Raw genomic sequence first — 26,371 nt, 5'->3', positions numbered from 1 at the left:
GCCGGTCCCGCCCGTGGCGGGCTCTCCGTGCCGGCGATGATCGTCGTGGGCGGAGCGCCCGGGGGCGGCGAGCCTCACTGGGCTCACCGTGACGGCCGCCATCGCGACCGCGACGCGGCTCGACCCTCGGGATGGCTCGGACTCGCCCAGAGCCCAGAGCTCTGGCGCATCCTCGGCTGCCGGCCGATGGCGGCGGCCTGGGGCCGGTGTCGCTGTTCTTCAGGGGAAACGTCGAAGCGGCGGGGAGGCTTCGAGGGAAGTGGTGGGCGCGACAGGGATCGAACCTGTGACCCTTCGCGTGTGAAGCGAATGCTCTCCCGCTGAGCTACGCACCCGGACCGAGGGCCTTCTAGGGCGAGGGGCGCGGCCGCGTCAAGCGCTGATCGGCGGGTTCTGCGCCGGCTTCGCTGCGCGGCGTGCCGAGGCGGAGCAGGATCGCCACGGGCACGAGCCCGACCGCGACGATGAGCAGGGCCGCCACGGTGCCGTCCTCGTAGGTGCCGCGCGCGGCCTCGCCGTAGAGGTGGGTCGCCAGGGTCTCGACGTTGAGGGGACGCAGCAGCAGGGTCGCGGGCAATTCCTTGACGCAGTCGACGAAGACCAGGAGCGCGCCGCTGAGCACCGCCGGCCAGGCCAGGGGCAACTGGACCCGCCACAGGGTCGCGCCGGGGCCGTGCCCCAGCATCCGCCCGGCATCGGGCAGGCTGCGGGGCACCCGGCCGAGGCCGGCCTCGCAGGTGCCGATGCTGACCGCGAGGAAGCGCACGAGATAGGCGGTGACGAGGGCGCCCCCGGTGCCGAGGCCGATCAGGGCCGGGGCGACCCCGAAGAGCCGCGTCGTCCCGGCCGAGAGGGCGCTGTCGGCGAGGGCCAGGGGGCCGAGGAGGCCGATCGCCAGGATCGCGCCCGGCAGGGCGTAGCCGAGGCTCGCCACCCGGATCAGCGCCTCGCCCCAGCGGCGCGGCACGAGGCGCGGGCCCGCCGCCACCACGAAGCCGATGGCGGCGGCGATCAGGGTCGCGGCCCCGGCATAGAGCAGGGTGTGGCCGATCTCGGACAGGATCGTCTCCGGCAGGCCGCTGCGCCGGACCCGCCGGAGCGCGGAAAAGACGAGGTAGCTCGCCGGAATCGCGAAGCCGATCGCCACGGGCACGAGCCCGAGGGCCAGGGCGGCCCCGGCGCGCAAGCCGGTCAGGCGCTGCCGGGCGAGGCGGCGCGGGCGCTGGGCGCCCCCCGAGAAGCCGCGCCCGGCCCGGGCCCAGCGCTCCAGGGCCACCAGGGCGACGACCGCCACCAGCATCACGAGGGCGATCTGGGCGGCGCCCGCGAGGTCCGAGCGGTTGACCCAGGTGGCGTAGACCTGGACCGTGAGGGTGCGCACCCCGAGGAATTCCGCCGCGCCGATGTCGTTCAGGGCCTCCATCAGGGCCAGACTCGCCCCGAGGGCGATGGCCGGGCGCGCCATCGGCAGGGCGACGCGCAGGAAGATCGCCGAGGGTCGGCGCCCGAGCATCCGCGCCGCCTCGATCAGGTTGGCGGCCTGCATCAGGAACAGCGCCCGGGTCGGCAGGTAGACGTAGGGGTAGAGCACGAAGCCGAGGAGCAGGATGCAGCCGGGCAGGGAGCGGATCTCCGGCAGCACGAGGTCGCGCGGGCGGGCGAGCCCCAGGAGGCCGCGCAGGGTCGTCTGCACCGGGCCGATCGGGTGCATCAGGTCGAGATACGCGAAGGCGACGATGTAGGTCGGCACCGCCATCGGCAGCAGCAGTCCCACCTCGAGGAGGCGCCGGCCGGGGAAGTCGTAGGCCGCCACGAGCCAGGCGGAGCCCGCCCCGAGCACCACCACCAGCACGCCGACGCCGGCCAGCAGCAGGGCGGTGTCGCGCAGGGCCTGCGGCAGCACGTGGGCGACGAGGTGGGGCCACAGCGCCCCGCCGCCGACGCCGTCCCCCGCCGCGACCACGAGGGCGACGACAGGGCTCAGCACCAGGGCGCAGAGCGCCAGCGCGGCGGCGCTCCAGGCGAGGCCGCGCGGGCGGCCGGTGAGCGGGAGGGCGGGGACGGCCCCGGTCATGCTGGTCTCAAGGGCGTTGTCCGACGACCGGGGGGCGGGCGTGCCTCAGTTGTCGAAGCCCACCGTGTCGAGGAGGAGGCTCGCCGCCTTGCGGTTGCGGGCGATCTCCACGAGCGGCACGGAATCGACGGTCAGGGGACCCAGCGCCGTGAGCAGCGGGTCGATGGGTGCGCCGGCCTTCACCGGGTACTCGTAATCGGCCTTGGCGTAGAGACTCTGGGCCTCGTCGGAGACGAGGTATTCGAGGAGCTTGACCGCCTCGTCGCGGTTGGGGGCGTTCCTGGCCACCACCGCGCCCGAGATGTTCACGTGGGTGCCGCCCCCCGCGAAGGTCGGCATCACCACCTTGATGCCCTCGCCCCATTTCTGCTGCTCGGGGCCGCCGCGGCCCGAGCGCATCAGGCCGACATAGTAGGAATTGCCGAGGCCGATCTTACAGGTGTCGGCGAGGATGTCGCGGGCGACGTCCCGGTCGCCGCCGGCGGGCTTGCGGGCGAGGTTGGCCTTCAGGGCGCGCAGCCAGGCCTCGGTCTTCTCCGGGCCGTGCTTGACGAGGTGATGGGCGATGAGGGCCGTGTTGTAGGGGTGCTGGCCCGAGCGCAGGCAGAGGCCGCCCTTCCATGTCGGATCGGCCAGCCCCTCGTAGGTGATGGCCTTGAGGTCGGCGAGGTCCTTGTCGGCGTAGAGCACGCGGGCCCGCATGGAGAGGGCGAACCAGCGGCCCTCGGCATCGCGCAGGGTGGCAGGCACCGCCGCCTCGAGCACGCCCGAGCGCACCGGCTGGGCGAGGTCGCGGTCGACGAGGTCGATGAGGTTGCCGACGTCGACGGTCATCAGCACGTCGGCCTTGGCGCGGGCGCCCTCGGCCGCCACGCGCTCGGCGAGGCCCTTCTCGACGAAGACCGTGTTGACGGTGACGCCGCTCTTGGCCGTGAAGGCGTCGAGCAGGGGCCGGATCAGGCCGGGCTCGCGGGTGGTGTAGAGGTTCACCTCGGCCGCCGACGCCGTCCCGATCAGGGCCGCCAGCGCCAGGCCCGCGATCCCGATTGCCTTGATCCCACCCGCCATGGTCGACACCCTCCCGTCAATACGTGGCGGGTGTTCAGAAGCATCGGCGAGAAAAACACAAGCACGATGTTCTGGATTTAAAACAATTCAAAACTAAAGCCGCGCGCCGGACAGGACTTTCGACCGCGCCCGTCTTTTAATCCGTCCCGCGCGCAAAAATAAAGCCGTGTCGCGGCTCGAGGCTCAGGCCCACGGCCTCCCCCTCCCGGCGCGGGTCGTCGGCCGGGACGGGCAGGCGCAGGGGCTCGGGCAGCCCCTCCGCCGTCAGGGTCAGGAGGGCGCCCGCCCCGAGGAAGCGGCGCGCCCGCACCACGGCCCGGAGGGGCGCGTCCGGCGCGCCGAGGCGGATCGCCTCCGGACGCAGGCAGAGGGTGACGGCGGCGCCCTCGGCGTGGCCCGGGGCCGGGACCGGCCCGAACGGCGTCGCCACGGCGCCGTCGCGGCAGGTGGCGTCGAGCTCGACGCAGTCGCCGAAGAAGCGGGCGGCGAAGCGCGTCGCGGGATGGCGATACAGCTCCGGCCCGGTGCCGACCTGCACGATGCCTCCCCGCCGCATCAGGGCGATGCGGTCGGCGAAGCCCAGGGCCTCCTCGGGGTCGTGGGTGACGAGGAGCGTGGTGGCGCCGCTGGCGCGCAGCACCGCCAGGGTGTCGTCGCGGACCCGGTCGCGGGTGCGCCGGTCGAGGTTCGAGAACGGCTCGTCGAGGAGGAGGACGCGCGGCCCCGGGGCGAGGGCCCGGGCCAGCGCCACGCGCTGGCTCTCGCCGCCCGAGAGCGTGCCCGGATAGCTCCCGGCCCGGTCGGCGAGGCCGACCTGCTCCAGCCGGGCCTGGGCCAGGGCGCGGGCATCGGCGGCGGGCTTGCCATGGAGGCCGAAGCGCACGTTCTCCGCCACCGTCAGGTGGGGGAACAGGGCGTAGTCCTGGAACATCAGCCCGACCCCGCGCGCCTCGGGGGCGACGCCGCGGCCGTCCTCGCTTACCAGGGCGCCGTCGAGGCGGATCGTGCCGGTCTCGGGCTGCTCCAGCCCGGCGATGGCCCGCAGGAGCGTGCTCTTGCCGCAGCCGGAATCGCCGAGCAGGGCGAGGATCTCGCCGGGCCGGACCTGGAGCGAGACGTCGGCCAGCGCCCGCACCGCGCCGAAGCGCAGCCCGATGCCGCGCAGGTCGAGGCGCGGCGGCACGGGGTCGGGCGGGGGCGCGTCGAGGCTCATGCGCGCCTTGTGTCATCGCGGGCGGACGGCGAAAACCCTCCGGTGCGCAGGAAGCGCAGGGTCTCGGCGATCACTGCGGGGTTGCGCATCATCAGGCCGTGGCTGGTGTGCAGGGTGATGTGGTCGGCCATCCCGGCGACCCGGGTGCGCGCGACGGTGACCCGGCCGTCATCGGGGCCGGGCAGCATCAGCCAGGATTCCAGGGGATAGAGCGTGCGGTCGCCCGCGATGATCCCGAGGGGAAAGTCGACGGGGCCGAGGCGGGTGCGCAGGCTTTCGTCCGGTTTGGTGGTCAACTGGGCGCCGGCCGGACCGAAGACCCGGCGATAGGCGCGCAGGGTGTGGAGGCGGTCGGCGACCTCGCTGCCACCGTTCGGTGGCCCCAGCATCACCACCCGTCCGAGATTGGCCGGCCGGCCTTCGCGGAGCCAGGCCCGGGCGAGGAGCCCGCCCATCGAGTGGGTGACCACGTGGAGAGTCCGCACCCGGGCCGCGAAGGCGGCGGCGGGCGGTCCGATGATGCCTGCGAGATCCGCCAGATCCGCCGTGCGGGAGGGATAATCGAGGTTCAGCGTCGCGAACCCGGCGGCCCGGAGGGCGCGGTCCATCCGGGCCAGGGAGGCGGCCCGCCGGGCGAGGCCGTGCAGGAGCAGCACGCCCTCGGGACCCGGATCGCCCGTCGTTCCGAGAGCCGGGGGTTGGGGTCCGTCCATCCTGGGGCGCCTCCGGGCGACGATCGGCGGCGCGGCGGTCGCGCATTGCCTCCGGCATGCTTATATTCCGGTTATGTTCCATCAAAGCCCCGCCCGATGCCCTGCGTCGCCGAGATTCTGATCCCGCTGGCGCTGGACAGCGCCTACAGCTACGCCGTGCCGGCCGGGCTCGACCTCTCGGTCGGCGAGGTCGTGCAGATCCCCCTCGGTCCGCGCGAGACCGTGGGGGTGGTCTGGGGCGTGCGCCAGAGCCCCGGCGGCTCGAACCTGCGTGCCGTCACCGGCCGGATCGACGTGCCGGCCCTGCCTGACGCGCTCCGCGAGCTCGTGGATTGGCTCGCCCGCTACACCCTGGCGCCGAAGGGCTCGGCGCTCGCCATGGCCCTGCGCCTGCCCGACGAGGCGGCCCTGACCGAGACGGTGCGGATCGGCGTCCGCATCTCCGGCAAGGCCCCGGCCCGGCCGACCGCGGCCCGGACCAAGGTGCTGGCGGCGGCGGCCGACGGGGCAATGCGGGGCAAGAGCGCGCTGGCCAAGGAGGCGGGCGTCTCCCTGAGCGTCGTGGACGGGCTCATCGACGACGGCGCCCTCGAGGCCGTGGCCCTGGCGCCCGAGCCCGTCGCCCTGCCGCCGGACCCGGACCACGCCCGCGTGCCCCTCTCGGAGGCGCAGGAGGCGGCGGTGCGGGAGCTCGTCGCGCTGATGAACCCAGGCCCGGAGGCGCCGCCGCCCACGGACGCCATCGGCGATCCCCTGCCGGCACCCGCCGCGGACGGGAAGGTGCCGCCGCCGGGAGCCGAGGCGAAGGCGCCCACCGTGCTGCTGGAGGGCGTCACCGGCTCGGGCAAGACGGAGGTGTATTTCGAGGCGGTGGCCGATTGCGTCCGCCGCGGCCACCAGGCGCTGATCCTGATGCCGGAGATCGCGCTGACCGCGCAGTTCCTCGACCGCTTCGCCGAGCGCTTCGGCGCCCGCCCGGCGGCCTGGCATTCGGGCATCGGGGGCAAGCGCCGCGAGCGCATCCGCGCCGGGGTCACGGCGGGCGAGATCGCCGTGGTGGTGGGCGCGCGCTCGGCCCTGTTCCTGCCCTTCGCGGATCTCGGCCTGATCGTCGTCGATGAGGAGCACGAGGCCGCCTACAAGCAGGAGGACGGGGTGCATTACCACGCCCGCGACATGGCGGTGGTGCGCGGGCGGATCGAGAACTGCCCGGTGGTGCTGGCCTCGGCGACGCCCTCCATCGAGACCCGGGTCAATGCCGAGCGCGGGCGCTACCGCCGCATCCTCCTGCCCGAGCGCTTCGGCGGCCGGCGCCTGCCCGACATCGCCGCCATCGACATGCGCGCCGACAAGCCCGAGCGCGGGCGCTTCATCGCCCCGGCCCTGGTGGCGGCCGTGCGGGAGACCGTGGAATCGGGCGACCAGGCGCTGCTCTTCCTCAACCGCCGGGGCTACGCGCCCCTGACCCTGTGCCGGGCCTGCGGCCACCGCTACCAGTGCCGCAACTGTTCGACCTGGCTGGTGGAGCACCGCTTCCGCCGGGCGCTCGTCTGCCACCAGTGCGGCTATGCCGAGCGGCGCCCGGATTCCTGCTCGGAATGCGGCACCTTCGACAATCTCACGCCCTGCGGCCCCGGGGTGGAGCGCATCGCCGAGGAGGTGGCCGAGCTCTTCCCGGACAAGCGCGTCATCGTCCTGTCGAGCGACTTCCCCGGCGGGGCCGAGCGCCTGCGGGCCGAACTCCAGACCGTGGCGGAGGGCGGCTGCGACATCGTGATCGGCACGCAGCTCGTGGCCAAGGGCCACAACTTCCCGCACCTGACCCTGGTGGGCGTCCTCGACGCCGATATCGGCCTGACCTCGGGCGATCCGCGGGCGGCCGAGCGCACCTTCCAGCTGCTCCAGCAGGTGACCGGCCGCGCCGGGCGCGGCGAGAAGCCGGGGCGCGCCCTGCTCCAGACCTACCAGCCGGAGCATCCGGTGATCGCCGCGCTGCTCTCGGGCGATTCGGAGCGCTTCTACGAGGAGGAGATCGGCGCCCGCGAGGCCGCCGGCCTGCCGCCCTTCGGGCGCCTGGCCGCCCTGATCGTCTCGGCCAACGAGCGCGAGGTGGCCGAGGCCCACGGGCAGGCCCTGGCGCGGGCCGCCGAGCCGCCCGACGGCGTGATGGTGCTCGGCCCGGCCGAGGCGCCGCTGGCGCTGATCCGCGGCCGCTATCGCTTCCGGCTGCTGGTGAAGACCGAGCGCTCCGTCGACCTGCAGACCTACCTGCGCGACTGGCTGGCGCGCGGCCCCAAGATTCGCGGCAACGTGAAGGTCGCCATCGACGTGGACCCGCAGAGTTTCCTATAACGCTGGCGCGACGTTCGCTCGGGTCGCGTTCGACCCCCTGAGGAGTGCCACAACGTGCTGACCTACACCAAGAAGCCGGATTCGAGCGTCGCCGAGATCGTGGTCGACGGCCAGATCACCGACGCCGAGATGAACACCGTGATCGCGGCCATGCAGGCCGATCTCGACAAGGGCGGCAAGATCAAGCTGCTGGAGGACGTGCGCGACTTCAAGGGCATGGAGCCGGCCGCCTTCTTCAAGGACCCGCGCTTCGGCCTCGCCATGATGAAGGGCGTCAGCCACGTGGCCCTGGTGACCGACGCCTCCTGGCTGCGGATGATCGCCGACACCTTCGGCAAGGTCTCCCCGGCCCAGATCAAGACCTTCGACCGCGCGCATATCGAGGAAGCGCGCCAGTGGCTCGCGGCCGCCTGACGACGAAAGACCTTCTGTCCCCTCTCGCCGCCTGAGCGGGGCGCGAGGGGATGCCCGGCCTCACTCCGCCTGGGCGGTCCGCGTCGTGTGACGCCGGGCCGTCCAGCGGCCCGAGCACAGGGACGAGACCTTCCAGGTGCCGCCGCCGCTCTGGGCCTGGAGGCGGCCCGAGACCGCGCCCGAGGCGGTGCCGTTCGAGACGTTGAGGCCGACCGTGCCGTCCGGCCCGACGCGGCCGTTCAGGGTGGCGCCGGCCGCCGCGGAGGTGAGGCGCACCTGCCCCTCCTGCACCGACACCCCGTAGGTGTAGCGGCTGTCGCAGACCATGCCGCTCTCGGTGACGAGTTCCACCGACCAGGTCCCGTTGAAGTTTCCGCCGTCTCGGGCGGCGGCCGGGATCATCGCGGGCGAGGACAGGCCGGCTCCGAGCGCCAGAACCACCGCAACTTTGGACATGCATCATCCTTCGGCAAAAAGCGTCCGCCCGAGCCGCGACCGCAGGGCGGCGCAACGGCTGTGCAAGCAGGCGATGGAGTGAGAATGCGCCGATCATATCCGCCGAAGCGGCAAGATTATGACAGGCCCCACGATTCGAGGATGAGACTTGTTGCCGAAGCTGCCTGAACGGGCCATGACCGAGGCAGAGCTTGGCCTTATCGGTCGTAATACGCCTGCAATGCTTGGCGGTCGCGCGTGATCGGCAGAGCGAGCAGCGCCAGGACCCGGGCCTTGTCCGGCGAGAGGTCATCGGCGAAGACCGCGCCGGCCGCCCGCAGCGTGCTGCCGCCACCCTTGAAGCCGTAGACCGGGAGCGCCCGGCCGTGCGGGACCTGGCTCGCCACCACGATCGTGACGCCGACGGCGATCGCCTTCACCACCGCGTCGTACAGGGCCTCGTTGACGTTGCCGAAGCCGTAGGCGGCGATCACCACGCCCTCGGCCCCGTCCGCCACGGCGTGGCGGAGCTGGCGCCCGTCGCCGCCGGCCGTCATCGCCACGATCTCGACCCGGGCGAGCCGGTCGGGCAGCGGCAGGGTCTGGCGGCGCAGGGACCTGCGGGCGAACACCACCCGGTCCTCGTCCACGTGGCCGAGGAAGCCGGCCTCGCCGGACTGGAAGGTCTCGACGTTGTTGGTGTGGGACTTGCGCACCTCGCGGGCTGCGTTGATGTTGTGATTGAGCGTCACCGTCACGCCCAGCCCCCGCAGATCCGCGCGCGCGCCCTGGGCCAGGATCTGGCGGACCGCGTTGAGGAGGTTGCGCGCCCCGTCGGCATCCGCCTCGGAGGCGTTGCGCTGGGCGCCCACCATCACCACCGGCTTGTCGCCGGCCAGCGTCAGGTCGAGGAAATAGGCGGTCTGGTCGAGGGTGTCGGTGCCGTGCAGGACGACGGCGCCGGCGATCTCGGGGCGCGCGAGCAGGCCCGCCACCGTGCGGCTGAGGTCCGGCCAGAGGTCCGGCCCCATATAGGCGCTCGGCACATTGGCGAATTCCACCACCTCGATCCGCGCGAGCTCGGCCAGGCGCGGCACCGCCGCGGCGAGGTCGGCCCCCGTCAGGGCGGGAACCGGCGCCCCCGTGGCGGGATCGTGCTTCATCGCGATGGTGCCGCCGGTGGCGACGATGGCGACGGTCGGGCGATCGGTCATGCCGGCGGAGCCCCTCAATCCGTCAGGGCGCGGGCCTCTTCCGGCAGCATGATCGGGATTCCGTCGCGGATCGGGTAGGCGAGGCGCGCCGAGCGGCTCACCAGTTCCTGGCGGCCGGCATCGTACTCGAGGGTGTCCTTCGTCAGCGGGCAGACGAGGAGTTCGAGGAGCTTGGGGTCGACGCGGGTGGCCTCGACGGGGCCCGGGGTGTCAGCGGCCATCTGTGGCGTCTCCTTGGCGGAACGGACTATTGCAGGGTGGGCTCGGAGCCCGACCCGCGCACCAACTCCATTTCGGTCACCGCAATCAAGACCTCGGCCCGCGTCTTGAGGTCCGCCGCCTCCAGCATGGCCTGCTTCTCGCGGGCGCCGAAGGGGCTCATCATGCACAGGGCGTTGACGAGGGCCTCGTTGGGCGCCTCCTCGATGCCGGCCCAGTCGACCTTGAGGTCGTTGACCTCCACGAAGTCGCGCAGGGCCTTGAGCACGCCCTCCCGGTCCACCGCCTCCTCGCCCGCCCGCGCCTCGAAATCGGTGGCGAAGTCGTCGTAGGAGACCTGGCAGCGGCGGTAGCGGGTGGTGGTGGCGAGCTCGCTCTCGACCCGGAACCGGGCGATGCCGGTGAGCGAGATGAGGTAGCGCCCGTCCCCGGTCTCGGCGAACTGGGTGATGCGCCCGGCGCAGCCGACGCGGAAGAGCTTCGGCGTCATCGGCGACGCGCCCGCCTCCACGTCCGGCTGGATCATGCCGATGATCCGGTCGCTCCGCAGGGCGTCGTCGATCATGGCGAGGTAGCGCGGCTCGAAGATGTTCAGCGGCATCTGTCCGCGCGGCAGCAGCAGCGCACCGGGCAGCGGGAACACCGGAATCACCCCGGGGCAGTCGGCCGGTCCCTTGTAGCCCGCATGCGTGCTCATCGTGTCCCCCTGCGGTTCGTTCGCGGCCTCACGCAAAGACCAGGGTCGACAGGCGTCGCCGACCGCGGATCGAGGCCTTGTCCATCAGGCCCCAGGCCTCGAAGAAGGTGAGGAGCTGCTTGCGCGCCGCGCCCTCGTTCCAGGTCCGGTCCCGGCGCTCGATCTCGATCAGCTGGTCCACCGCCTCGTCGCGCAGGTTGCGGCCGTTGAGGCCGAGCGCGAGGTCGAAGCGGGCCTGGAAATCGTTCGGGTCGGCCTCGATCCGGGCCTGGAAGGTGCCGAGGTCGCCCAGCGCCGCCGCCTGCTCGGCGAGCTCGATCGCCGCGCGCACGCTGGCGAGGCCGGCATGGGCGGCCTTGTCGGCGGGCGCCATGGCCACGAGCTCCTTGGCGTTCTCGAGGTCGCCGAGATCGAGCTGGATCTTGGCGAGCGCCGCGATCGCGTCGACGTTCTCGGGCTCCTCGGCGAGCACGGCGGCGTAGAGCTGCGCGGCCTGGGCCAGGTCGCCGACCCCGAGGAGGGCCTCGGCCTCCGACATCGCCTCCTCGATCGGCGTCGGACCGGCGGGGCCGGCCAGGCGCGCGATGAACTCCTTGATCTGGGCCTCGGGCACCGCCCCCATGAACCCGTCCACCGGCTGGCCCTTGTCGAAGGCGATCACGGCGGGAATCGACTGGATGCCGAGCTGGCCCGCGATGGAGGGATGCTCGTCGATGTTCATCTTGACGAGCTTCACCTTCCCGGCGGAGCCCTGGACGACCTTCTCCAGCACCGGGGCGAGCTGCTTGCACGGGCCGCACCACGGCGCCCAGAAGTCGACGAGCACCGGCTGCTGCATCGACTCGGCGATGACGTCCTGGCGGAAGCTCGCCGTGGTCACGTCCTTGGTGGGGGTGGGGCCGCCCGGCACCGGCGCATCGTTCAGCATGACGTCCTCGAAGGCTTCGTTTCGATCCGTGGAAGGGGCCGGGTCTGTCCGCCCGTCCCGTCCTGCGTCAAGAGATGGGAACTCCGCGCGCTCGGACCAGAGCGGACGTCCACACGCAATCGCCCCCGGGTCTCCGGCAGGTTCCGTCTCCGGCGGACCCGCCGCCCGCGGGAGGACCGGCGCGCCTAGCGCGGGGCGCTCCCGCCGCCCGCCTCCGACGCCTTGCCGTCGGGCGTCTTGCCGTCAGGCGCTTTGGCATCGGTCACGAACACGCCCTGGTAGATCCCCTTGGCGGCGTTCGCCTCGCAGGTGATCGCGGTCTTGCCCGGCTCCGGCGTGCTGAAGGCACAGGAACCGACGGCGACCAGGGGCCCCTGGGCCACGCCGTCCTTCGTCGTCTCGCTGGGAATCACGAGGTTGATCGGCTGGAGCGGGTCGGTCTCCTCCGTGCGCTCCTGCTGGGCGCCGTTGCCGCTGAAGCTCAGGGCCCGGCCCTCGGCCGCGAAGTCGAAGCTCGTGCGGTTGCGCGAGACCGTGTTCATCAGCGTGTTCTTGCAGGTGGCCGAGACGTCCTTGCCGGCGATCACGAGCTTCTCGCAGCGGCCCTCAAGCTTGACGGCCGTCTGGGCGAAGGCGGGGGCGGCGACGAGGAGCGCGGCGGCTGCGAGGACGAGGCGGGGGGTCGGAAGGCGCATCATGAGTCCGATGTAAGGCTGCGGTTCGGTTCGTCGAGGGTCTGCGGGCGCGCAGGGTCCCGCGCTCGGGCGGGAAAGCGCGCGGCGCGGTCGTTCGGGGCCGCGAAGTCGAGGGCCGGCCCGAGGGGCACGATGCGGGTCGGATTGATGGTCGGGTGGCTCTCGTAATAGTGCCGCTTGATGTGGGTGAGGTTCACCGTGCCGGCGACCCCCGGCAGGGCGTAGAGGTCGCGCAGGTAGTTCGACAGGTTGGGATAGTCGGCGATGCGCTGCCGGTTGCACTTGAAGTGCCCGACATAGACGGCGTCGAACCGCACCAGGGTGGTGAACAGGCGGATATCCGCCTCCGTCAGCCGGTCGCCGCAGAGGTAGCGCGCCGTGTCGAGGCGGGCCTCGAGGGCGTCGAGTTCGGCGAACAGCGCGGTGAAGGCCTCCGCGTAGGCGCCCTGATCGGTGGCGAAGCCCGCCTTGTAGACCCCGTTGTTGACGGCCTCGTAGACGCGGGCGTTGACCGCATCGATCGCCCCCGCGAGGTCGGCCGGGTAGAGGTCCGGCCCCGCCGCCCCGAAGGCGCCGTTCAGCATGCGGATGATCTCGGCCGACTCGTTCGACACGATGGCGGCGCGCTGCCGGTCCCAGAGCACCGGCACGGTGACGCGGCCGGTGAAGCCGGGATCGTCCTTCAGGTAGACCTCGTAGAGGCGGGTCGCGCCGGTGACGGTGTCGGGCGTGGCGCCGGGCGAGTCGCCGAAGACCCAGCCCTCCCGGCCCATGTGGGGATCGACCACCGAGACCGAGATCGCCGCCTCCAGGCCCTTCAGGGCGCGCACGATCAGGGTGCGGTGGGCCCAGGGGCAGGCCAGCGAGACGTAGAGGTGGTAGCGCCCGGCCTCGGCCGGGAAACCGCCCTCTCCGCTCGGACCGGGGGCGCCGTCGGCGGTGATCCAGTTGCGGAACGTGGCGTCCGTGCGCTTGAAGCGGCCGCCGGTCTCCTTGGTGTCGTACCAGGTCTCCTGCCAGACGCCGTCGACGAGCAGCCCCATGATGCGTCCTTCCCGCGTTGCCGGTCCGCGGGAAGATGGGCGCTCAGGCCTCGGCGGACAGCCCCTCCGGCGCGGGGGCCTCGCCCGGGGAGGCCGCAACGGCGGGCGCGGCGGCCTCGAGATGCTCGCCCTTCTGGTAGGTCGCGATGTCGAAGGTGTCGTCGGGCAGGCGCGTGACGAAGCGCTCGGCCATCTCGAACACGAGGAGATCGGGCCGCACCCGCTCGACATAGGCCCAGTCGATGCTCGACGACCAGACGAAGTGCACCTCGCGAAAACTCTCGGCCAGGATGCCGGTGAGCATGATCGGCGCGAAATGCGCGTAGGAATCGCCGAACAGCATCAGAGTGCGCGGATCGACGTCCGGCCGCTCGTTCCGGAAGCAGACATGGGCGCCGACATGGAGGTCGGGCGCGCGCCCGGCGGCCTCGTAGGCGGCCACGAGCGGGCTGGCATAGGTCCGGCGGGCGTCGCGGTCGAGCACCGCGTGGCTGGCGGTCTCGATCGGCTTCTCGGGCAGCTTCTCGCCGAGATCGCGCACCCGCGTGGTCTCGTAGCGCTCGCGGGCGTCGATGTCGGCCGGGGGCACGGCCCCGCAGGCCCGCATCAGCACCCCGTAGGCGAGGCGGCAGCCCTCGTAGTTCCAGTGCGTGTCGGTGCGGTAATAGAGGGGCACGGCCCCGTCGCGCGCCGCCCGCATCGGGGCCAGCAGGTCGACGTAGTGGGGGTTGTTGATCAGGCGCCGGGCCAGCACGCGGGTGGGTGCCCGGCGCGCGTCGAAGCGCAGGTCCAGGGTGCGGTCGTCGTAGACCGAGAGCTTCTCGGGCACGACCACGTGCAGGTACCGGATGCCGAGCGCCCGGGCGCGGGCGGCCCGCGCCTCGATGAGCCGGACCCAGCCGCGCAGGCGCCACCACCGGGACAGGGTGGCGCGGTACTGCTCCAGGACACCGTTGGTGCCGCCGATCAGGAAGAGCCAGCCCTCGCGCCCCACATGGACGATTTCCCGGTGTTTGCGCCGCATCGGGGCTCTCTAGCCGGCCCGGGCGGCCCTGAACAGGGCGCGCCGTGCCGCCGCCGCCTCGGGCCGTCGCCGGGCCGGCCTGCAACGCCGCCGCCGCGCCAAGCCCCGGACGCAGGCCCCGAACGCAGGCCCCGAACGCAGGCCCTGGACGCCGGCCCCGGCCGCGCCATCTCCCTGCCTCACGCCGGATCGGACCATGACAGACCACACGCCCACGCCCGATCCGCTCATTCTCACCCTGGCGATGGACCCCGACAGTTTCGCGCGGTTCGACGGCCTGCGCCGCCGGCACTTCCCGCAGGCGCTCAACCACATCCCCGCCCACGCGACCCTGTTCCACCACCTGCCCGGCCCGGACGAGCCGGGCATCGTCGAGACCCTGGCGGCGATGACCCGGACGCAGGCGCCCCCCGAGGTGGCGGTGACGGGCCTGCGCTTCACCGGTCGCGGCGTCGCCTACGTGCTCGCCTCCGACGCTCTCTCGGCCTTCCGGGCGCGCCTCGCCGACCAGTTCGAGGGCCTGGGCGAGGGCCTGACCGCGCAGGACCGGCAGGGCTGGCGCCCGCACGTCACGGTGCAGAACAAGGTCGACGCCACCACCGCCCGGGCGCTCCACGCCGACCTGGAGGCGGCATTCACGCCGTTCCGGTTCACGGCGCCCGGCCTGCTGCTCTGGCGCTACCTCGGCGGTCCCTGGGAGCGCCGCGCCCGCTTCGCGTTCGGGTAGCGCGAGGTTCGCTCCCGTGGAGTTCGCCCGGATGGAGGCCGCTCCGCCGATCCGCTATGCCGGGAGCCTCCGGCCCCTCATCGACGCATTCGCGAAGTCGCCCGCATGAAAGCCCTGCCCTCCGGTTACCGCAACAATCCGCTCGTGACCCGGGCGAACGCCCTGCGGCTGGCGCTGCGCCTCAACGAGGTCGGCCCGGTCCTAGCGCTGCTGGCGGTGAGCCTCCTCGGCTACGGCTTCTTCGCCTTGGCCAACGAGGTCGGCGAGGGCTCGACCGCGGCGCTGGACCGCAAGATCCTGCTGGCCCTGCGCAATCCGGCCGACCTCTCCGACCCGATCGGGCCGCGCTGGCTCGAGGAGACCATGCGCGACATCACCGGGCTCGGCAGCGTCTTCACCATCGTGTTCGTGACGGCGGCGGCCTGCGCCTACCTGGCGATGACCGGGCGCCGTCGCATCGCCGTGTTCGTGATCGCGGCGATCGGCGGCGGTGAGATCGCCTCGACGGTGCTCAAGCTGTTCTACCACCGGCCGCGGCCCGACCTCGTGCCCCACGGGATGGAGGTCTTCACCGCGAGCTTCCCCAGCGGGCACGCCATGATGTCGGCCATCGCCTACCTGACCCTGGCGAGCCTGATCGCCCGCGTCGACCGTCAGCGCGGGGTGAAGATCCTGGTGCTCACCATCGGGGTGTCGATGACGCTGCTGGTGGGCCTGAGCCGCATCTATCTGGGCGTGCACTGGCCGAGCGACGTGGTCGCGGGCTGGTGCGTCGGCGCGGCCTGGGCCGCCCTGTGCTGGTTCGTCGCCCTGGTGCTGCAGCAGCGCGGCGAGGTCGAGGGTCCGACCCGCCACGGGGAGCCCGGCAGAACGCCTTAGCCGAACGACGCCTTAACCCTACGGGACGAAAAATCGCGCCGACGCTTGTGCCGGGCGGCACCGGCGGCTCGCAACCAGGTTACCCCACCTGCTACTTCTGGAGAGGGTCACATGGTTCCGCCCATTCGCGAGCGTCGCAACGGATGCCGGTTGCGGAGCCTCCTCGGCGCCGATATCCGCATCGCCCCGTTCGCCTCCGACACCGCCTGCCTGGTGCGCGACCGCGGCCCGGACGGGTTGCGCCTCGCCCTGAGCGACGGCGTGCCGCTGCCGGAGGTCTTCGATCTCCACATCCACAAGACCCGGCAGAGCCGGACGGTGCGCCTGATCTGGCGGGGGGACGATGGCGTCGGCGTCCGGTTCGTGCCGGACCCGCCGGCCGCCGTGCCCGTCCCCATCGGCCTGATGCGCGACCTTCGGGCGGCGCGCGCGGAGGTCGACGCCCTGCGGGCCCGCCTGGCCGCGCGGGGCGACGAGGCCTGAACCGGCCGGCCTCCCGTCGGCGCGGGCGTCCGGATCGCCGGAACCGCGTTTCTCGCCGTGACGTTCCCGAGGGGAGACCCGCCGGAACCGACAGCGAGCGACATGACGGATGAACGCCCCCTTTCCCGCCGCAACGTCCTTCGCGCGGGCAGCGCGACGCTGACCGGCCTCGCCCTCGGGGTGACGGGCGCGGGGGCGCAGTCGGGGCTTCCGGGCCCCTCCGTGCCGGCCGATACCGGCGCGGTGCAGGGCGGCAGGGTGATGTTCCCGAACTGGCGCGGCCCCGGCGACCGGGCACCCCCGCCGCCGCCCGCGCCGATGCCGCCGGGCCAGCGCGTGGGCTTCGCCATCGTGGGCCTCGGGCGCCTCAGCCTGGAGGAGATCCTGCCGGCCTTCGGCGAGACGAAGCGGGCCCGCGTGGTTGCGCTGATGTCGGGCACCCCCGCCAAGGCGAAGCTCGTGGCCGAGCAGTACGGCATCGCGCCGGAGGCGGTCTACGGCTACGACGAGTGGGACCGCCTGGCGCAGAACCCGGCGGTCCAGGCGGTCTACATCGTGACGCCGAACGCCGTGCATCGCGGCGACGTGCTGGCCGCGGCCAAGGCCGGCAAGCACGTGCTCTGCGAGAAGCCGATGGCGACTTCCTCGGCGGAGGCGCGGGACATGATCGCGGCCTGCGCGGCGGCCAAGGTCAAGCTGATGATCGCCTATCGCTGCCAGTACGAGCCCTACAACCGCGAGGTGGTGCGCCTCGCCCGCTCCGGCGAGTTCGGCCGCCCGCGCCTGATCCAGGCCTTCAACGGCCAGACCACCGGGCTGCCCCAGCAATGGCGCCTGAAGAAGGCGCTGGCCGGCGGCGGCGCCCTGCCGGATATCGGGCTCTACTGCCTCAACGGCGTGCGGGCACTCACCGGCGAGGAGCCGGTCTCGGTGACGGCGCAGATCCACTCGCCCGAGGGCGATCCGAAATTCGCCGAGGTCGAGGAATCGGTCGCCTTCACCCTGCGCTTCCCCTCGAATCTCATCGCCCAGTGCCTGACGAGCTACGGGGTGCACGAATCGCGCCGGCTCCAGCTTCACACCGAGAAGGCCGATATCGACCTGCAGAACGCCTTCGCCTACCGGGGCCAGCGCCTCGTGATCGCGCGGCCGGACGGGCCGGTGGAATCGCAGGACACCCGCATCCTCACGCCCAAGAACCAGTTCGCCCTGGAGATCGACCACATGGCCCGCTGCGTCCAGGAGGATCGGCGCCCGCGCACCCCCGGCGAGGAGGGGCTGCAGGATCAGGTCCTGATGGAGGCCATCTACGAGGCGGCGCGCACCGGCCGGCCCGTCCCGGTCGGTCCGCCCCCGGGCGCGCCGGGCGGCCTCGACGTCACGCGCGGCCCCGAGCTCGACGGGGCCGGCTGATCCGGCACCGTCGGGGACGGTTGCCTGGGCGTCATGCAATCCGCCTGAGGTGAGGCGGGCATGGCGCGGGACCGCGCCCGGGATCGCTCGACGCTTGGCTCCTTCACCGAACAGACCCCGCCCGCGGCGTGCCCGCGCGCGTTCGGCTGCCATCCAGGCGGCGATCTTGGTCGTGTTCCATGCCCCGCCATCGGGCGGCGCCGTTTCCAGGCGCGTGTGCAGGCGATCCGGAAGCGCGGGGGGCAGACGCCAGATCGCCTGATGGTGCCGCGCCGCGCAGGCGTCCGCGCTCGTGCGAGCCCGCCGGCCCAGTTCCTTCACGCTCAGATGTTCGGCGACGTGAGCCATGTTCGCCTCCGCAGGACGGTGAACAGGCTAACCCCATACGCCTTCAGGGGGAATTCGATCCGAAGCAATCAGCGGGAACCCGAATCCCACATTTTGGCGATTTAATCTAACCTTCCATTTGGCGATTGATTCATTAAGATTAAATCCAAGGATATATGACAGATCTATAAATATAGAAACAGGAATGGACGTTTGATAGAATATTGCCTCGAACAAAATATAGATTGGTCGGAGAGTTATCCTATGCCATCAATGGGTATATCGGCTTCGTCGTCCGGAAATGCCGTCATCGATGGCTTGCTGATGGGGCAAGCCTGGTCTGGCTCCGAGATCACGTTCGGCTTCCGATATGGCGATATCAACGAGAACGGGATCAACGATTTCGACGAGGGTGACTGGAAATCGTTCTATCGTGAGATGACGACCAACGTCGAAACCTTCGCCGATATCAGGCTGCGCGAAGTCTCCGGGCAGGGAAACATCAATTTCAAGTTGTGGTTGGACGGCGGCGGAGAGTCCGGTACGCCGGCGCTCGGCGTCACTGACGTCGACAGCGTCGTCGGGATCGCCCGTGACGTGGCCGCCTCAGCGGAGGTCGTCCGCCTCGGAACGCATTCCGTCTATTGGTTCCATGAGTTCGGCCATGCGCTCGGCCTGAAGCATCCCCACGACGACGCCGATGGCCCCTACGGGATGCTGCCCGGCATCAAGGACGACCGCGACCAGGGCACGACCTTCCTGAACTCGGAACTGACCACGACCCTGACCTACACGTGGTCGTTCCTGCCGGAGGACAACCCCTTCACGGTTGCCTACGATCCCGGCACCAGGGTCGAAGTCCAGCCCGGCTCCTTCGCGGCTCTCGACATCGCCGCCCTCCAGCACCTCTACGGAGCGCGCGCGCACAACACCGGCAACGACACCTATCGCTTCAGCGACGATGTCGACTTCAACCACGGCTACACGACGATCTGGGACACCGGCGGCTCCGACACCATCGAGTATGTCGGAACCAGCCGGGCCAAGATCGACCTGCGCGCCGCCACCCTCGGGAACGAGATCGGCGGCGGCGGCTGGATCTCCACCTCCGAGCCGTTGCAGGGGGGCTACTCGATCGCACACGGCGTCACGATCGAGAACGCGACGGGCAACAGGGCCGACGATATCCTCGTCGGTAACGACGCCGCCAATACGCTTACGGGTCTCGGCGGCAGGGACGTCCTCCGGGGCAATGCCGGCAACGATCGGCTCGATGGCGGAGCCGGCAACGATACCCTCGACGGCGGAGAGGGCTTCGACAGCGCCGTCTACCGCGGAGCCTTCAAGACCTATTCCCTGCGCGTCGAAGGCGCCGTCACCGTGGTCACCGGGGAGGGCGTCGACCGGCTCGAGAACGTCGAGCAGGCGATCTTCTCGGACGGCGTCTACGATCTCGGTCAGCGCGTCTTCAAACCGATCGGCACACCGGCGCCGGTCCCCACCCTGACGGGAACCGCTGGGGGCGACACGCTGACCGCCACCACCGGAGCGGCCTGGACCCTCGACGGTGGGGCCGGCGACGACATCCTCACCGGCAGCACCGGCAACGATCGCCTGAAGGGCGGCGCCGGCAACGATCGCCTCGACGGCGGGACCGGCGCGGACACGATGGTCGGCGGCAAGGGCGACGACACCTACGTGGTCGACCACAGGGGCGACGTGGTCTCGGAGGCCGGCAACAGCGGCCATGATTCCGTCGAGGCCTCGATCAGCTACACGCTGGGCGCGTGGCTCCAGGATCTCACCCTGACGGGCTTCGCGGCCCTGAACGGCACCGGCAACGAACTCGACAACACGCTCATCGGCAACGAGGCGGCGAACGTGCTGAGCGGGGGCGACGGCCACGACGTGCTGGATGGTCGCGGCGGCCGCGACCAGATGAAGGGAGGACGTGGCGACGACCATTACGTGGTCGACAATGCGGGCGACGTGGTGACAGAGCGCACCGGCGAGGGCATCGATCACGTCGAGAGCAGCATCTCCTACGTGCTCGGCGCCAACGTCGAGAACCTCTCGTTGACCGGGCGTCAGGCGATCGATGGGACCGGCAACGCCCTGTCAAACATCATCGTCGGCAATCAGGCGGCGAACGTCCTGGACGGACGAGAGGGAGATGACGTCGTGACCGGCGGCGGGGGGGACGATCTCCTGACCGGCGGCGCCGGGAACGATCGCCTGAACGGCGACGGCGGGAACGATTCCCTGAGTGGCGACGCCGGGAACGATCGCCTGACCGGCGGCAACGGGAACGATCTCCTGACCGGCGGCGCCGGGAACGATTCTCTGAGCGGCGGCGCCGGGAACGATCGCCTGCACGCCGGTGCGGGCGTCGACGAACTCATCGGTGGCGCGGGCAACGACATCTTCGTGTTCCTCGACGGCGACACGGGATCGCTCCGCAGCCAGGCGGATACGATCCTGGATTTCCAGACGGGCGACGTGATCAACCTGCACGACTTCGGCTACTGGGATCCGAACTTCCTGCACGTCGTGGGCGACGTGGATTTCAGCGGAACGCGCGGTGAAATTCGGTACACGCATTCCGATGGCGCGACGCTGATCGAGGGCGATGTCAGCGGCGATGGGCGGGCTGACTTCGCCATCAATCTGGCCGGAACCCACGCCCTCACCGCCAGAGACTTCGACTTCGACTTCCCGTCCTAGGCTCTGGACACATGACCAGCAGCTGACGGTAGCGGCGATGCAGACGGCCGCCAGGGAGTTGGCGGCCAGACGGTCGTTTCGTGTGGCGATGCGGCGGAAGTCCTTGAGGCGCCCGAACATGCGCTCGATGGCGTTGCCTCCCTTGTACAGGACGGGGGAGAAGCACGGCTTCCATCGCCGGTTGGACTTGCTTGGGCGGGATGTTGGGCGCCGCCCCCGTCGCTTCGATCTGACGACGGATGGCGTCGCTGTCGGAGCCCTTGTCGGCCATCATGATCCGGCACGTCGGCGCGCGCCCCAGGAGTTGCGCGCCTGCCTTGCAGTCGGCCACCTGTCCGCCCGTCAACAGGACGGCGAGCGGGCGGCAGAACGGGTCGGTGAGGGCATGGATCTTGGTCGTGCGGCCGCCCCACGAGCGGCCCATGGCCTGGCTTTGCTCCCCACCCCTTTCCACCGGAGGCGCAGCGATGCGCCTTCACGGCCGAGGAGTCGATCAGCACCTGGGAGGGCGGCCCACCGGCCCGGGCCAGGGTCTCGAACAGATCACCCCAGACCCCCTTGGCCGCCCAGCGCACGAAGCGATCGTAGAGTTTCTTCTTCGGGCCGTAGACCTCCCGCGGGGCGTCCGTCCAACGCCCGCCGGACTTCAACACGCGGATGATCCCGGCTGATCACGCGTCGATCGTCGACGCGCGCCTTGCCCCGGGTGTCGGTCGGCAGGTGCGGAGCGATCTTCGCAAACTGCTCGTGGGTCAACCAAAACTCGGCCATGGGCGCCTCCTTCCCCCGGAAGGAATCACAGGCACGCCCGCCAAGCCAAACTCATGGGTCCGGAGCCTGGAAAATAACGTCAATAGCATCGGCAATGAGAGGCTCGCCGCAGCATTCGCAGACCAACTTGTTCCCCACCGGGTTCCCGCAGGTCTTGTGTCGGAGAACGACCGGCGGATGATCTGGCGATGCGTGGCGATCGCCCCAGGCAATCAACGCATTCATGATCGGAAAAAGATCTTTTCCCATCACAGTCAGCCTGTATTCACCCCAACTTCCAGATTTGTTAAGCTGTATTTTCTCGACGATCCCGCGTGCCACCATCTTTTCAAGTCGATTGGCCAGCACATTCTTTGCAATACCTAAAGTTTGCTGTAATTCGACAAAGCGGCAGGCACCCTTCATCAGGAGTTCGCGGACGATGAGCAACGTCCAGCGTTCTCCAACCACTTCCAGCGTGCGCGCAATGGAACAATTTTGGTCGGCATAGTCGTTTTTCAGCATGAAGAAAGCCAAATCATCCGGCTTTGACCCAATCCCAACCAAAAGGCCCTGTGGCCGAACACCTATATGAACCCTTGGTCCGGCTACGACGCATATCGCCTATGGTCTCATCATGCAACTGCGTTCCCATGCCTCAGCTAGCGACCTGTGCCCCCTGGCGTCAGGGGGCACAGCGACGAATCCTCCGACGAGCGATGGACCTACTACGCCGGAATCGGGGGAGTAGGCATGTTCTCGAGCTTAGGAATATTTTCTGGCGAGCTGTAGTCGAAAGCGATCGGCCTGTTGGCCTCGGCCCAGGTCTTCGTCATGTCCGAGCCGATCCGGGGCGGGAATATGCCATCGACTATCCATAGTTCGAAGGGCGTATCGTCGATGTGCAATTCCCAGCGATAGCCCCGGTCCTTGACGAACGGCTTGACCGTCGCACCGATCCTCATTCCCACCCAGGCGCGCGTCTGATCCATCGTGTACTTGGTCTCGTCGATGGTATCGAGCGCGATATGGTCGATCCAGATACGAACGAAATCATCCGTCGGCTCGCCGCCGATGAAGCAGTCGTCCTTGGCGCACTCCCAGAAGAACACGTTCACATAGAATCGCGGCAGCCCAAGCTCGCTATAAATCCTTGTGATTTCTTTGGCGAATGCCTTCTTGATCTCTGGATCAAAGGCGCCCGGGGGATGTGCAATGTTCCATTGCGGCATGGTAGTTTCCTCCTCTTCGTTGGATGTTTTCTTAATTCACGCCATGGTGGCGCGTGGACCAGCCAGCAGATGCTCGCGGAACCATTCACGGGCCGGGCCTGCGGTTTCGGCGAAGAACGCTTCGTAAGCGTCGAAATGGCCGCCCGGAAAAGTAACCAGTTTCTTGGGTTCATTGAGTCCGGCAAAGGCGACGAGCTGGATATCTGTAAAGGTACAGACGTCGTTCGTAGCGACGATCATCATCAGGGGTTTCGGCGCTACATAGGGCCCCCAGGCGATCGGCTCGAATTCGAGGAGATGCTCCATTGAGGTGAGCGTTACTTCGTTCTTCCATGTCTCTGCTGGCATTGAATGCACCAGATCCATGAAGTGGCTTGGAATGCCATACATGTACGCCGCGTACTGATCCGGCTCTACCTGGAACAGCGGGTACGTGCCCGGTTCTGCCCCGGCGAGCCGCGCCTTGCGGTCCCCCGCGATTCGGTTGCGCAAATCGGTCAACTGGGGCGGGGTGAACATGCGGCTGGTATTGCGATGCCCGCTCACGTTGGGAATTTGCGCGACAACGCAGCTGATCCTGGGGTCGTTCGCGGCCATGACCATCGCCAGGCCACCTGCAAAGCTCGATCCCCAGATCCCGAGACCGCGCGCCCGGTCGAGTTCCGGCTGCGCCTCGAAAAAGGTGATGGCGTCCTTCCAGTCCGAAAGCTGCTGATAGGGGTTGATGTCGTGGCGGGGGCCGTCGGACTCACCACAGCCCCGATGGTCATGGACAAGCACGGCAAAGCCTGCCTGCGAAAAATAGTCGGCATAGTGGTCCAGCATCACCCGCATGCCGCCGAAGCCATGCGCCATGACGATTCCGGGCGCCGGCCCATTGTCCGACGCGTAAATCTTGCCGCGCAGAACCGTGCCGTCGCACGCTCGGAATTCGACCTTGCGTTCCATCATAGACCTCCCTTGTCGTTGGCACTCCAGCGTCGCTGCGCTGGTAGGCACGCCATCGTCTAACAATTCCGGTTTTATGATGCAACCTTTTCCGTTGCGTCATGAAACCATTCGCAGTAGAAACGGCCTGTCACACAGTCGAAGCGCTCAGCAGGATTCCAAGCGATGGCTCAATCAAACGCACTGTCGGTCATGACCTATGTCGGGCAGATGCATTCCTACGACGACAAGACCGGGTCCTTCTCTCCATCAAGTTCGGCTCTGCTCGTCGGCGAGAAGGACGCGGTGCTCATTGATGCCCAGCACATGAGGGCAGACGTCGAAGAGCTGATCCAAATGATCGCCGGCACTGGAAAGCGTCTAACGTCGATCTATGTCACGCACGGCCACCCCGATCACTGGTTCGGCATTGGCGAGATCATCCGGCGCTTTCCGGGCGCCCGGGCCTTCGCCACGGCGGCGGTGCTCGAAGACATCAAGAATGCATCGCCCGAGCTTACCGACTTTTGGCGCACCAGCTTCGGCCCGCGCGCGATCGTGCCGGATACGCTGCCCGAACTGCTGGAAGGCCCTCTCACCATCGAGGGGCACGCGATGGACATCATCAGCCTGCCGCAGGCCGACATCGCGCCGACCACGGCCGTGTTTGTTCCCGAACTCGGCGCCCTGATCAGCGCCGATGCGCTCTACAACAAGATTCACATGATGCTCGCCTTTACCGGCCCGGATCAATGGAAAGACTGGCTGAAGAGCATCGACATTCTCGAAGCGCTCGACCCGAAGATCATCATCTGCGGGCACAAGCGTGTGGAGAAACCGGACACCGACGCGCGCCGCATTATCGACGAGTCGCGCGCGTATGTTCAGACCTTCGCGGAACTGGCACCGAAGGCTGGCAGCGTCGAGGAATTTGTGGGTGCGATGGCGCAGAAGTTCTGGGATTTCGGTAATCTCTGGACCCTTCAATTCTCAGCCTGGAGTTATTTCGAAAACTATCGGAAGATGAAGTAATCGGCCCGTCGACTTCAGGAAGAGGCGTCTGTGGAGCACCTCGAAAGGTGCTCCACAGACTGGAGCAGGCGGCCCGTGTCGTGTGGGATGGAGGAGATCCGCTCAGTCGGGTTGCCGCGCCGGTATCCCGGCGCGCTGGGCAAGCGGACCAATGGCCAGTCTCTGGTCCCGCTCACTTTGGCGCAGACCGAGGTGGCTTTGGGCTTACGCTCGTTCCTTCCGGCAAGCCGGTTTCGCGAAAGGGGTTTCCAGTTTTGCGCCAAACCCCTGCCGAGCGGACATCGGCCGGCTAAAATGATAAACATAATCTATAGAGGTCTTGCAGACGGGATCGATCGGCCTATGGCAAGGGTTTCGCAGGGGCAGGCGAGGATCAACCGCCAACGCGTCGTCGAGGTCGCCGCGGCCCTGTTTCGTGAGCGCGGCCTCAACGGGGTCGGCGTCGCCGATATCATGGCCTCCGCCGGCCTGACCCATGGCGGGTTCTACGGCCAATTCGCCAATAAGGACGCCTTGGCCGTCGAGGCATTCGATTGCGCGGTCGCCGAGGATCTGCGCTGGAACGTGGACACCATTCTCGCGACCTACCTCTCCCTCGGGCACGTCCAGTCGCCCGGGAAGGGGTGTCCCCTGGCGGCCCTGGCGATCGACGTCTCGCGGGAAGCGCCAGGCAGTCCCGTCCGGATACGGTTCACCTATGGCGTTGAACATCTGGCCTCTGTTCTCGCCAATCTGACACCGAAGGCCTCGCGGCAGCGCCGTCGGCAGAACTCCCTCGCAACGTTGACGACGCTCATCGGAGCCGTTGTCCTGGCGCGCGCCGTCAACGACGAGACGTTGGCGAACGATCTCCTACAGGCGGCGCATTCCTCGGTCGCCCGTTTGGGCCCGGGAGGCCGATCTCGTTTGGGTGGACCCGGTCGCGCAAACGTCGCTCCGATCGAACCCGTGCCGGTCGGCGACTGTGCTCTGCCAAAATAGATTGTCCACGTCGTCTATTGATTCCAACTGGAGTGGGCCCCTGACGGTGGGCACGGTCAGGCGGCGGTTTTGACCGTCGGCCGGGCGGGTTGCTCCTCGAACGGCACGGGGCTGAGATACCCGAGCACGGCGTGCAGCCGCTTGGCATCGTAGACCACGTCGATGGAGCGCGGTGGCTCGGCTGCCACATCGGCGAAGGTCTCGAACGCCATTGGGGACACCCTCGACCGTGAGCCCGTTCATGAAGCGCTCGGCCTTGGCGTTGTCGCAGGGATTGCCACGCCGGCCCATCGAACCGATGACCCCATGCTGGGCCCAGCACCGTCCGATAAGCCTCGGCAGCGGATTGACGGCCACGGTCCGTGTGGTGGGTCAGTCCTGGCGTCGGCCGACGTCGCTCGATTCACCGCGCGGTTCAGGCGGGCATCGATCGACCGGCCGAGGGTGTACCGACGCGCGCCGAAGGCCGGAGGCGCGCGTCGGTGCGGTCCGTCACTGGACGACCTGGCATGCCTTGACGACGCCGGGGATGGGGTCCGAGCCGAAGGAGGCGCTCGTGCAGAAGATCGAGCCCGTCACCTGTCGTGAAACGTACTGTCCGTCGGCGCCGAAGCGGACCGTCTTCGGACCGTTGGTCACCACGCAGGTCTCGCGTTCGGCCGAGCAGGCGGTGACGACGGGACTCGTCGGCCCCGGGCCGGCGGCGCCGACGATCTGACAGGCCTTGACCGTCCCGGGGGCGGGGTCCGCGCCGAAGGCACCGCTCGTGCAGAAGATGGAGTCCATCACCTGCTTCGAGACATACTG

Annotated in this window: 27 protein-coding genes, 1 tRNA gene and 1 pseudogene; 9 read left to right on the top strand and 20 right to left on the bottom strand. The window is 69.4% G+C overall.

The genetic code is table 11. The annotated features are described in order from the left end of the window. Window positions 1–260: 260 nt before the first annotated feature. From AC3WLN_RS04905 to AC3WLN_RS04885, 5 genes are all read right to left on the bottom strand, one after another. Window positions 261–335, bottom strand: a tRNA-Val gene (locus AC3WLN_RS04905). Window positions 336–349: 14 nt separating this feature from the next. Next, window positions 350–2,074, bottom strand: coding sequence for an ABC transporter permease (locus AC3WLN_RS04900; RefSeq protein ID WP_492479964.1), 1,725 nt, complete (start codon window positions 2,072–2,074; stop codon window positions 350–352). Between the two features lie 45 nt (window positions 2,075–2,119). After that, window positions 2,120–3,142 (bottom strand): extracellular solute-binding protein, encoded by a 1,023-nt coding sequence (locus tag AC3WLN_RS04895; protein WP_492479963.1) that lies wholly within the window; start codon window positions 3,140–3,142, stop codon window positions 2,120–2,122. 136 nt (window positions 3,143–3,278) lie between these two features. Continuing rightward, the gene (locus tag AC3WLN_RS04890; RefSeq protein WP_492479962.1) at window positions 3,279–4,355 is read right to left on the bottom strand and encodes an ABC transporter ATP-binding protein; all 1,077 of its coding nucleotides are present in this window, start codon (window positions 4,353–4,355) and stop codon (window positions 3,279–3,281) included. Continuing rightward, window positions 4,352–5,068: an alpha/beta hydrolase gene (locus AC3WLN_RS04885; RefSeq protein ID WP_492479961.1), complete on the bottom strand. Its 717-nt coding sequence runs from the start codon at window positions 5,066–5,068 to the stop codon at window positions 4,352–4,354. Before AC3WLN_RS04885 ends, AC3WLN_RS04890 begins: the two co-directional genes overlap by 4 nt. A gap of 96 nt (window positions 5,069–5,164) precedes the next feature. Between AC3WLN_RS04885 and AC3WLN_RS04880 the strand changes: the two genes are divergently transcribed. After that, on the top strand, window positions 5,165–7,420 hold the full coding sequence (locus AC3WLN_RS04880) for a primosomal protein N' (protein ID WP_492479960.1): 2,256 nt from the start codon (window positions 5,165–5,167) through the stop codon (window positions 7,418–7,420). Window positions 7,421–7,474: 54 nt separating this feature from the next. After that, window positions 7,475–7,834, top strand: coding sequence for a SpoIIAA family protein (locus tag AC3WLN_RS04875; RefSeq protein ID WP_463772803.1), 360 nt, complete (start codon window positions 7,475–7,477; stop codon window positions 7,832–7,834). A gap of 60 nt (window positions 7,835–7,894) precedes the next feature. On the opposite strand, the gene AC3WLN_RS04870 is transcribed toward AC3WLN_RS04875, so the two are convergent. The 8 genes from AC3WLN_RS04870 to AC3WLN_RS04835 form a co-directional block, all read right to left on the bottom strand. Continuing rightward, entirely contained in the window at window positions 7,895–8,290 is a 396-nt protein-coding gene (locus AC3WLN_RS04870) for a hypothetical protein (protein ID WP_056476981.1), read from the bottom strand. Window positions 8,291–8,487: 197 nt separating this feature from the next. Then, entirely contained in the window at window positions 8,488–9,483 is a 996-nt protein-coding gene (locus tag AC3WLN_RS04865) for an asparaginase (protein WP_492479959.1), read from the bottom strand. Between the two features lie 14 nt (window positions 9,484–9,497). Beyond that, entirely contained in the window at window positions 9,498–9,704 is a 207-nt protein-coding gene (locus AC3WLN_RS04860; RefSeq protein ID WP_463772795.1) for a Trm112 family protein, read from the bottom strand. A gap of 26 nt (window positions 9,705–9,730) precedes the next feature. Further along, a complete protein-coding gene (locus AC3WLN_RS04855; protein WP_492479958.1) occupies window positions 9,731–10,399 on the bottom strand; it encodes an LON peptidase substrate-binding domain-containing protein in 669 nt (222 codons plus the stop codon). Between the two features lie 28 nt (window positions 10,400–10,427). Continuing rightward, window positions 10,428–11,327, bottom strand: coding sequence for a thioredoxin (trxA, locus tag AC3WLN_RS04850; RefSeq protein WP_492479957.1), 900 nt, complete (start codon window positions 11,325–11,327; stop codon window positions 10,428–10,430). A gap of 185 nt (window positions 11,328–11,512) precedes the next feature. Then, window positions 11,513–12,022, bottom strand: coding sequence for a hypothetical protein (locus tag AC3WLN_RS04845; RefSeq protein WP_492479956.1), 510 nt, complete (start codon window positions 12,020–12,022; stop codon window positions 11,513–11,515). After that, window positions 12,022–13,065 (bottom strand): glutathione S-transferase family protein, encoded by a 1,044-nt coding sequence (locus AC3WLN_RS04840; protein ID WP_492479955.1) that lies wholly within the window; start codon window positions 13,063–13,065, stop codon window positions 12,022–12,024. The genes AC3WLN_RS04845 and AC3WLN_RS04840 overlap by 1 nt, the downstream gene beginning before the upstream one ends. Window positions 13,066–13,108: 43 nt before the next feature. Next, window positions 13,109–14,089: an alginate O-acetyltransferase AlgX-related protein gene (locus tag AC3WLN_RS04835; protein ID WP_492479954.1), complete on the bottom strand. Its 981-nt coding sequence runs from the start codon at window positions 14,087–14,089 to the stop codon at window positions 13,109–13,111. Window positions 14,090–14,285: 196 nt separating this feature from the next. On the opposite strand from AC3WLN_RS04835, the gene AC3WLN_RS04830 reads away from it, so the two are divergent. The 5 genes from AC3WLN_RS04830 (at window position 14,286) to AC3WLN_RS04810 (ending at window position 20,642) form a co-directional block, all read left to right on the top strand. Continuing rightward, window positions 14,286–14,816 (top strand): 2'-5' RNA ligase family protein, encoded by a 531-nt coding sequence (locus AC3WLN_RS04830; RefSeq protein WP_492479953.1) that lies wholly within the window; start codon window positions 14,286–14,288, stop codon window positions 14,814–14,816. Window positions 14,817–14,921: 105 nt separating this feature from the next. Beyond that, window positions 14,922–15,695: a phosphatase PAP2 family protein gene (locus AC3WLN_RS04825; protein WP_492479952.1), complete on the top strand. Its 774-nt coding sequence runs from the start codon at window positions 14,922–14,924 to the stop codon at window positions 15,693–15,695. A gap of 150 nt (window positions 15,696–15,845) precedes the next feature. Beyond that, the gene (locus AC3WLN_RS04820; RefSeq protein ID WP_492479951.1) at window positions 15,846–16,178 is read left to right on the top strand and encodes a PilZ domain-containing protein; all 333 of its coding nucleotides are present in this window, start codon (window positions 15,846–15,848) and stop codon (window positions 16,176–16,178) included. Between the two features lie 102 nt (window positions 16,179–16,280). Then, window positions 16,281–17,591 (top strand): Gfo/Idh/MocA family protein, encoded by a 1,311-nt coding sequence (locus AC3WLN_RS04815; protein WP_492479950.1) that lies wholly within the window; start codon window positions 16,281–16,283, stop codon window positions 17,589–17,591. 651 nt (window positions 17,592–18,242) lie between these two features. Beyond that, window positions 18,243–20,642 carry a M10 family metallopeptidase C-terminal domain-containing protein gene (locus AC3WLN_RS04810; RefSeq protein ID WP_492479949.1) on the top strand — a complete coding sequence of 800 codons (2,400 nt, stop codon included), beginning with the start codon at window positions 18,243–18,245 and terminating at the stop codon, window positions 20,640–20,642. On the opposite strand, the gene AC3WLN_RS04805 is transcribed toward AC3WLN_RS04810, so the two are convergent. The 5 genes and pseudogenes from AC3WLN_RS04805 to AC3WLN_RS04785 form a co-directional block, all read right to left on the bottom strand. Then, complete coding sequence (locus tag AC3WLN_RS04805; protein ID WP_492479948.1) at window positions 20,605–21,066, bottom strand: transposase; 462 nt, start codon at window positions 21,064–21,066, stop codon at window positions 20,605–20,607. The two genes, AC3WLN_RS04810 and AC3WLN_RS04805, sit on opposite strands and share 38 nt — an antisense overlap. Before the next feature lie 172 nt (window positions 21,067–21,238). Further along, window positions 21,239–21,295, bottom strand: a pseudogene (locus AC3WLN_RS04800) (hypothetical protein); the annotation flags it as partial. Window positions 21,296–21,464: 169 nt separating this feature from the next. Continuing rightward, window positions 21,465–21,917 (bottom strand): winged helix-turn-helix transcriptional regulator, encoded by a 453-nt coding sequence (locus AC3WLN_RS04795; protein ID WP_492479947.1) that lies wholly within the window; start codon window positions 21,915–21,917, stop codon window positions 21,465–21,467. Between the two features lie 203 nt (window positions 21,918–22,120). Beyond that, window positions 22,121–22,624 (bottom strand): tautomerase family protein, encoded by a 504-nt coding sequence (locus AC3WLN_RS04790; protein WP_492479946.1) that lies wholly within the window; start codon window positions 22,622–22,624, stop codon window positions 22,121–22,123. Between the two features lie 36 nt (window positions 22,625–22,660). After that, window positions 22,661–23,572, bottom strand: a complete 912-nt coding sequence (locus AC3WLN_RS04785) for an alpha/beta hydrolase (protein ID WP_492479945.1) — start codon at window positions 23,570–23,572, stop codon at window positions 22,661–22,663. A 165-nt stretch (window positions 23,573–23,737) separates the two neighbouring features. On the opposite strand from AC3WLN_RS04785, the gene AC3WLN_RS04780 reads away from it, so the two are divergent. Both AC3WLN_RS04780 and AC3WLN_RS04775 read left to right on the top strand, forming a co-directional pair. Continuing rightward, window positions 23,738–24,583 carry an MBL fold metallo-hydrolase gene (locus tag AC3WLN_RS04780; protein ID WP_492479944.1) on the top strand — a complete coding sequence of 282 codons (846 nt, stop codon included), beginning with the start codon at window positions 23,738–23,740 and terminating at the stop codon, window positions 24,581–24,583. A gap of 342 nt (window positions 24,584–24,925) precedes the next feature. Continuing rightward, complete coding sequence (locus AC3WLN_RS04775; protein ID WP_492479943.1) at window positions 24,926–25,564, top strand: TetR/AcrR family transcriptional regulator; 639 nt, start codon at window positions 24,926–24,928, stop codon at window positions 25,562–25,564. A 56-nt stretch (window positions 25,565–25,620) separates the two neighbouring features. On the opposite strand, the gene AC3WLN_RS04770 is transcribed toward AC3WLN_RS04775, so the two are convergent. Further along, a complete protein-coding gene (locus tag AC3WLN_RS04770) occupies window positions 25,621–25,776 on the bottom strand; it encodes a hypothetical protein (RefSeq protein ID WP_492479942.1) in 156 nt (51 codons plus the stop codon). Window positions 25,777–26,056: 280 nt separating this feature from the next. Next, window positions 26,057–26,371 (bottom strand): hypothetical protein (locus AC3WLN_RS04765; protein ID WP_492479941.1); only part of this gene is annotated, 315 nt, incomplete at its 5' end.

The sequence above is a fragment of the Methylobacterium sp. FW306-05-D genome, assembly GCF_058782155.1.
Note: the sequence above shows the minus strand (reverse complement) of the source record. Positions and strands in the feature narration are given on the sequence as shown.

Coding starts and splice junctions, on each gene's coding strand:
- AC3WLN_RS04835 (WP_492479954.1), bottom strand. CDS start 14,089: ATGCGGCGCAAACACCGGGAAATCGTCCATGTGGGGCGCGAGGGCTGG.
- AC3WLN_RS04805 (WP_492479948.1), bottom strand. CDS start 21,066: ATGGGCCGCTCGTGGGGCGGCCGCACGACCAAGATCCATGCCCTCACC.
- AC3WLN_RS04785 (WP_492479945.1), bottom strand. CDS start 23,572: ATGGAACGCAAGGTCGAATTCCGAGCGTGCGACGGCACGGTTCTGCGC.
- AC3WLN_RS04845 (WP_492479956.1), bottom strand. CDS start 12,022: ATGCGCCTTCCGACCCCCCGCCTCGTCCTCGCAGCCGCCGCGCTCCTC.
- trxA (WP_492479957.1), bottom strand. CDS start 11,327: ATGCTGAACGATGCGCCGGTGCCGGGCGGCCCCACCCCCACCAAGGAC.
- AC3WLN_RS04880 (WP_492479960.1), top strand. CDS start 5,165: ATGCCCTGCGTCGCCGAGATTCTGATCCCGCTGGCGCTGGACAGCGCC.
- AC3WLN_RS04900 (WP_492479964.1), bottom strand. CDS start 2,074: ATGACCGGGGCCGTCCCCGCCCTCCCGCTCACCGGCCGCCCGCGCGGC.
- AC3WLN_RS04830 (WP_492479953.1), top strand. CDS start 14,286: ATGACAGACCACACGCCCACGCCCGATCCGCTCATTCTCACCCTGGCG.
- AC3WLN_RS04775 (WP_492479943.1), top strand. CDS start 24,926: ATGGCAAGGGTTTCGCAGGGGCAGGCGAGGATCAACCGCCAACGCGTC.
- AC3WLN_RS04815 (WP_492479950.1), top strand. CDS start 16,281: ATGACGGATGAACGCCCCCTTTCCCGCCGCAACGTCCTTCGCGCGGGC.
- AC3WLN_RS04860 (WP_463772795.1), bottom strand. CDS start 9,704: ATGGCCGCTGACACCCCGGGCCCCGTCGAGGCCACCCGCGTCGACCCC.
- AC3WLN_RS04825 (WP_492479952.1), top strand. CDS start 14,922: ATGAAAGCCCTGCCCTCCGGTTACCGCAACAATCCGCTCGTGACCCGG.
- AC3WLN_RS04840 (WP_492479955.1), bottom strand. CDS start 13,065: ATGGGGCTGCTCGTCGACGGCGTCTGGCAGGAGACCTGGTACGACACC.
- AC3WLN_RS04780 (WP_492479944.1), top strand. CDS start 23,738: ATGGCTCAATCAAACGCACTGTCGGTCATGACCTATGTCGGGCAGATG.
- AC3WLN_RS04855 (WP_492479958.1), bottom strand. CDS start 10,399: ATGAGCACGCATGCGGGCTACAAGGGACCGGCCGACTGCCCCGGGGTG.
- AC3WLN_RS04790 (WP_492479946.1), bottom strand. CDS start 22,624: ATGCCGCAATGGAACATTGCACATCCCCCGGGCGCCTTTGATCCAGAG.
- AC3WLN_RS04890 (WP_492479962.1), bottom strand. CDS start 4,355: ATGAGCCTCGACGCGCCCCCGCCCGACCCCGTGCCGCCGCGCCTCGAC.
- AC3WLN_RS04795 (WP_492479947.1), bottom strand. CDS start 21,917: ATGCTGAAAAACGACTATGCCGACCAAAATTGTTCCATTGCGCGCACG.
- AC3WLN_RS04895 (WP_492479963.1), bottom strand. CDS start 3,142: ATGGCGGGTGGGATCAAGGCAATCGGGATCGCGGGCCTGGCGCTGGCG.
- AC3WLN_RS04770 (WP_492479942.1), bottom strand. CDS start 25,776: ATGGCGTTCGAGACCTTCGCCGATGTGGCAGCCGAGCCACCGCGCTCC.
- AC3WLN_RS04870 (WP_056476981.1), bottom strand. CDS start 8,290: ATGTCCAAAGTTGCGGTGGTTCTGGCGCTCGGAGCCGGCCTGTCCTCG.
- AC3WLN_RS04885 (WP_492479961.1), bottom strand. CDS start 5,068: ATGGACGGACCCCAACCCCCGGCTCTCGGAACGACGGGCGATCCGGGT.
- AC3WLN_RS04865 (WP_492479959.1), bottom strand. CDS start 9,483: ATGACCGATCGCCCGACCGTCGCCATCGTCGCCACCGGCGGCACCATC.
- AC3WLN_RS04810 (WP_492479949.1), top strand. CDS start 18,243: ATGGGGCAAGCCTGGTCTGGCTCCGAGATCACGTTCGGCTTCCGATAT.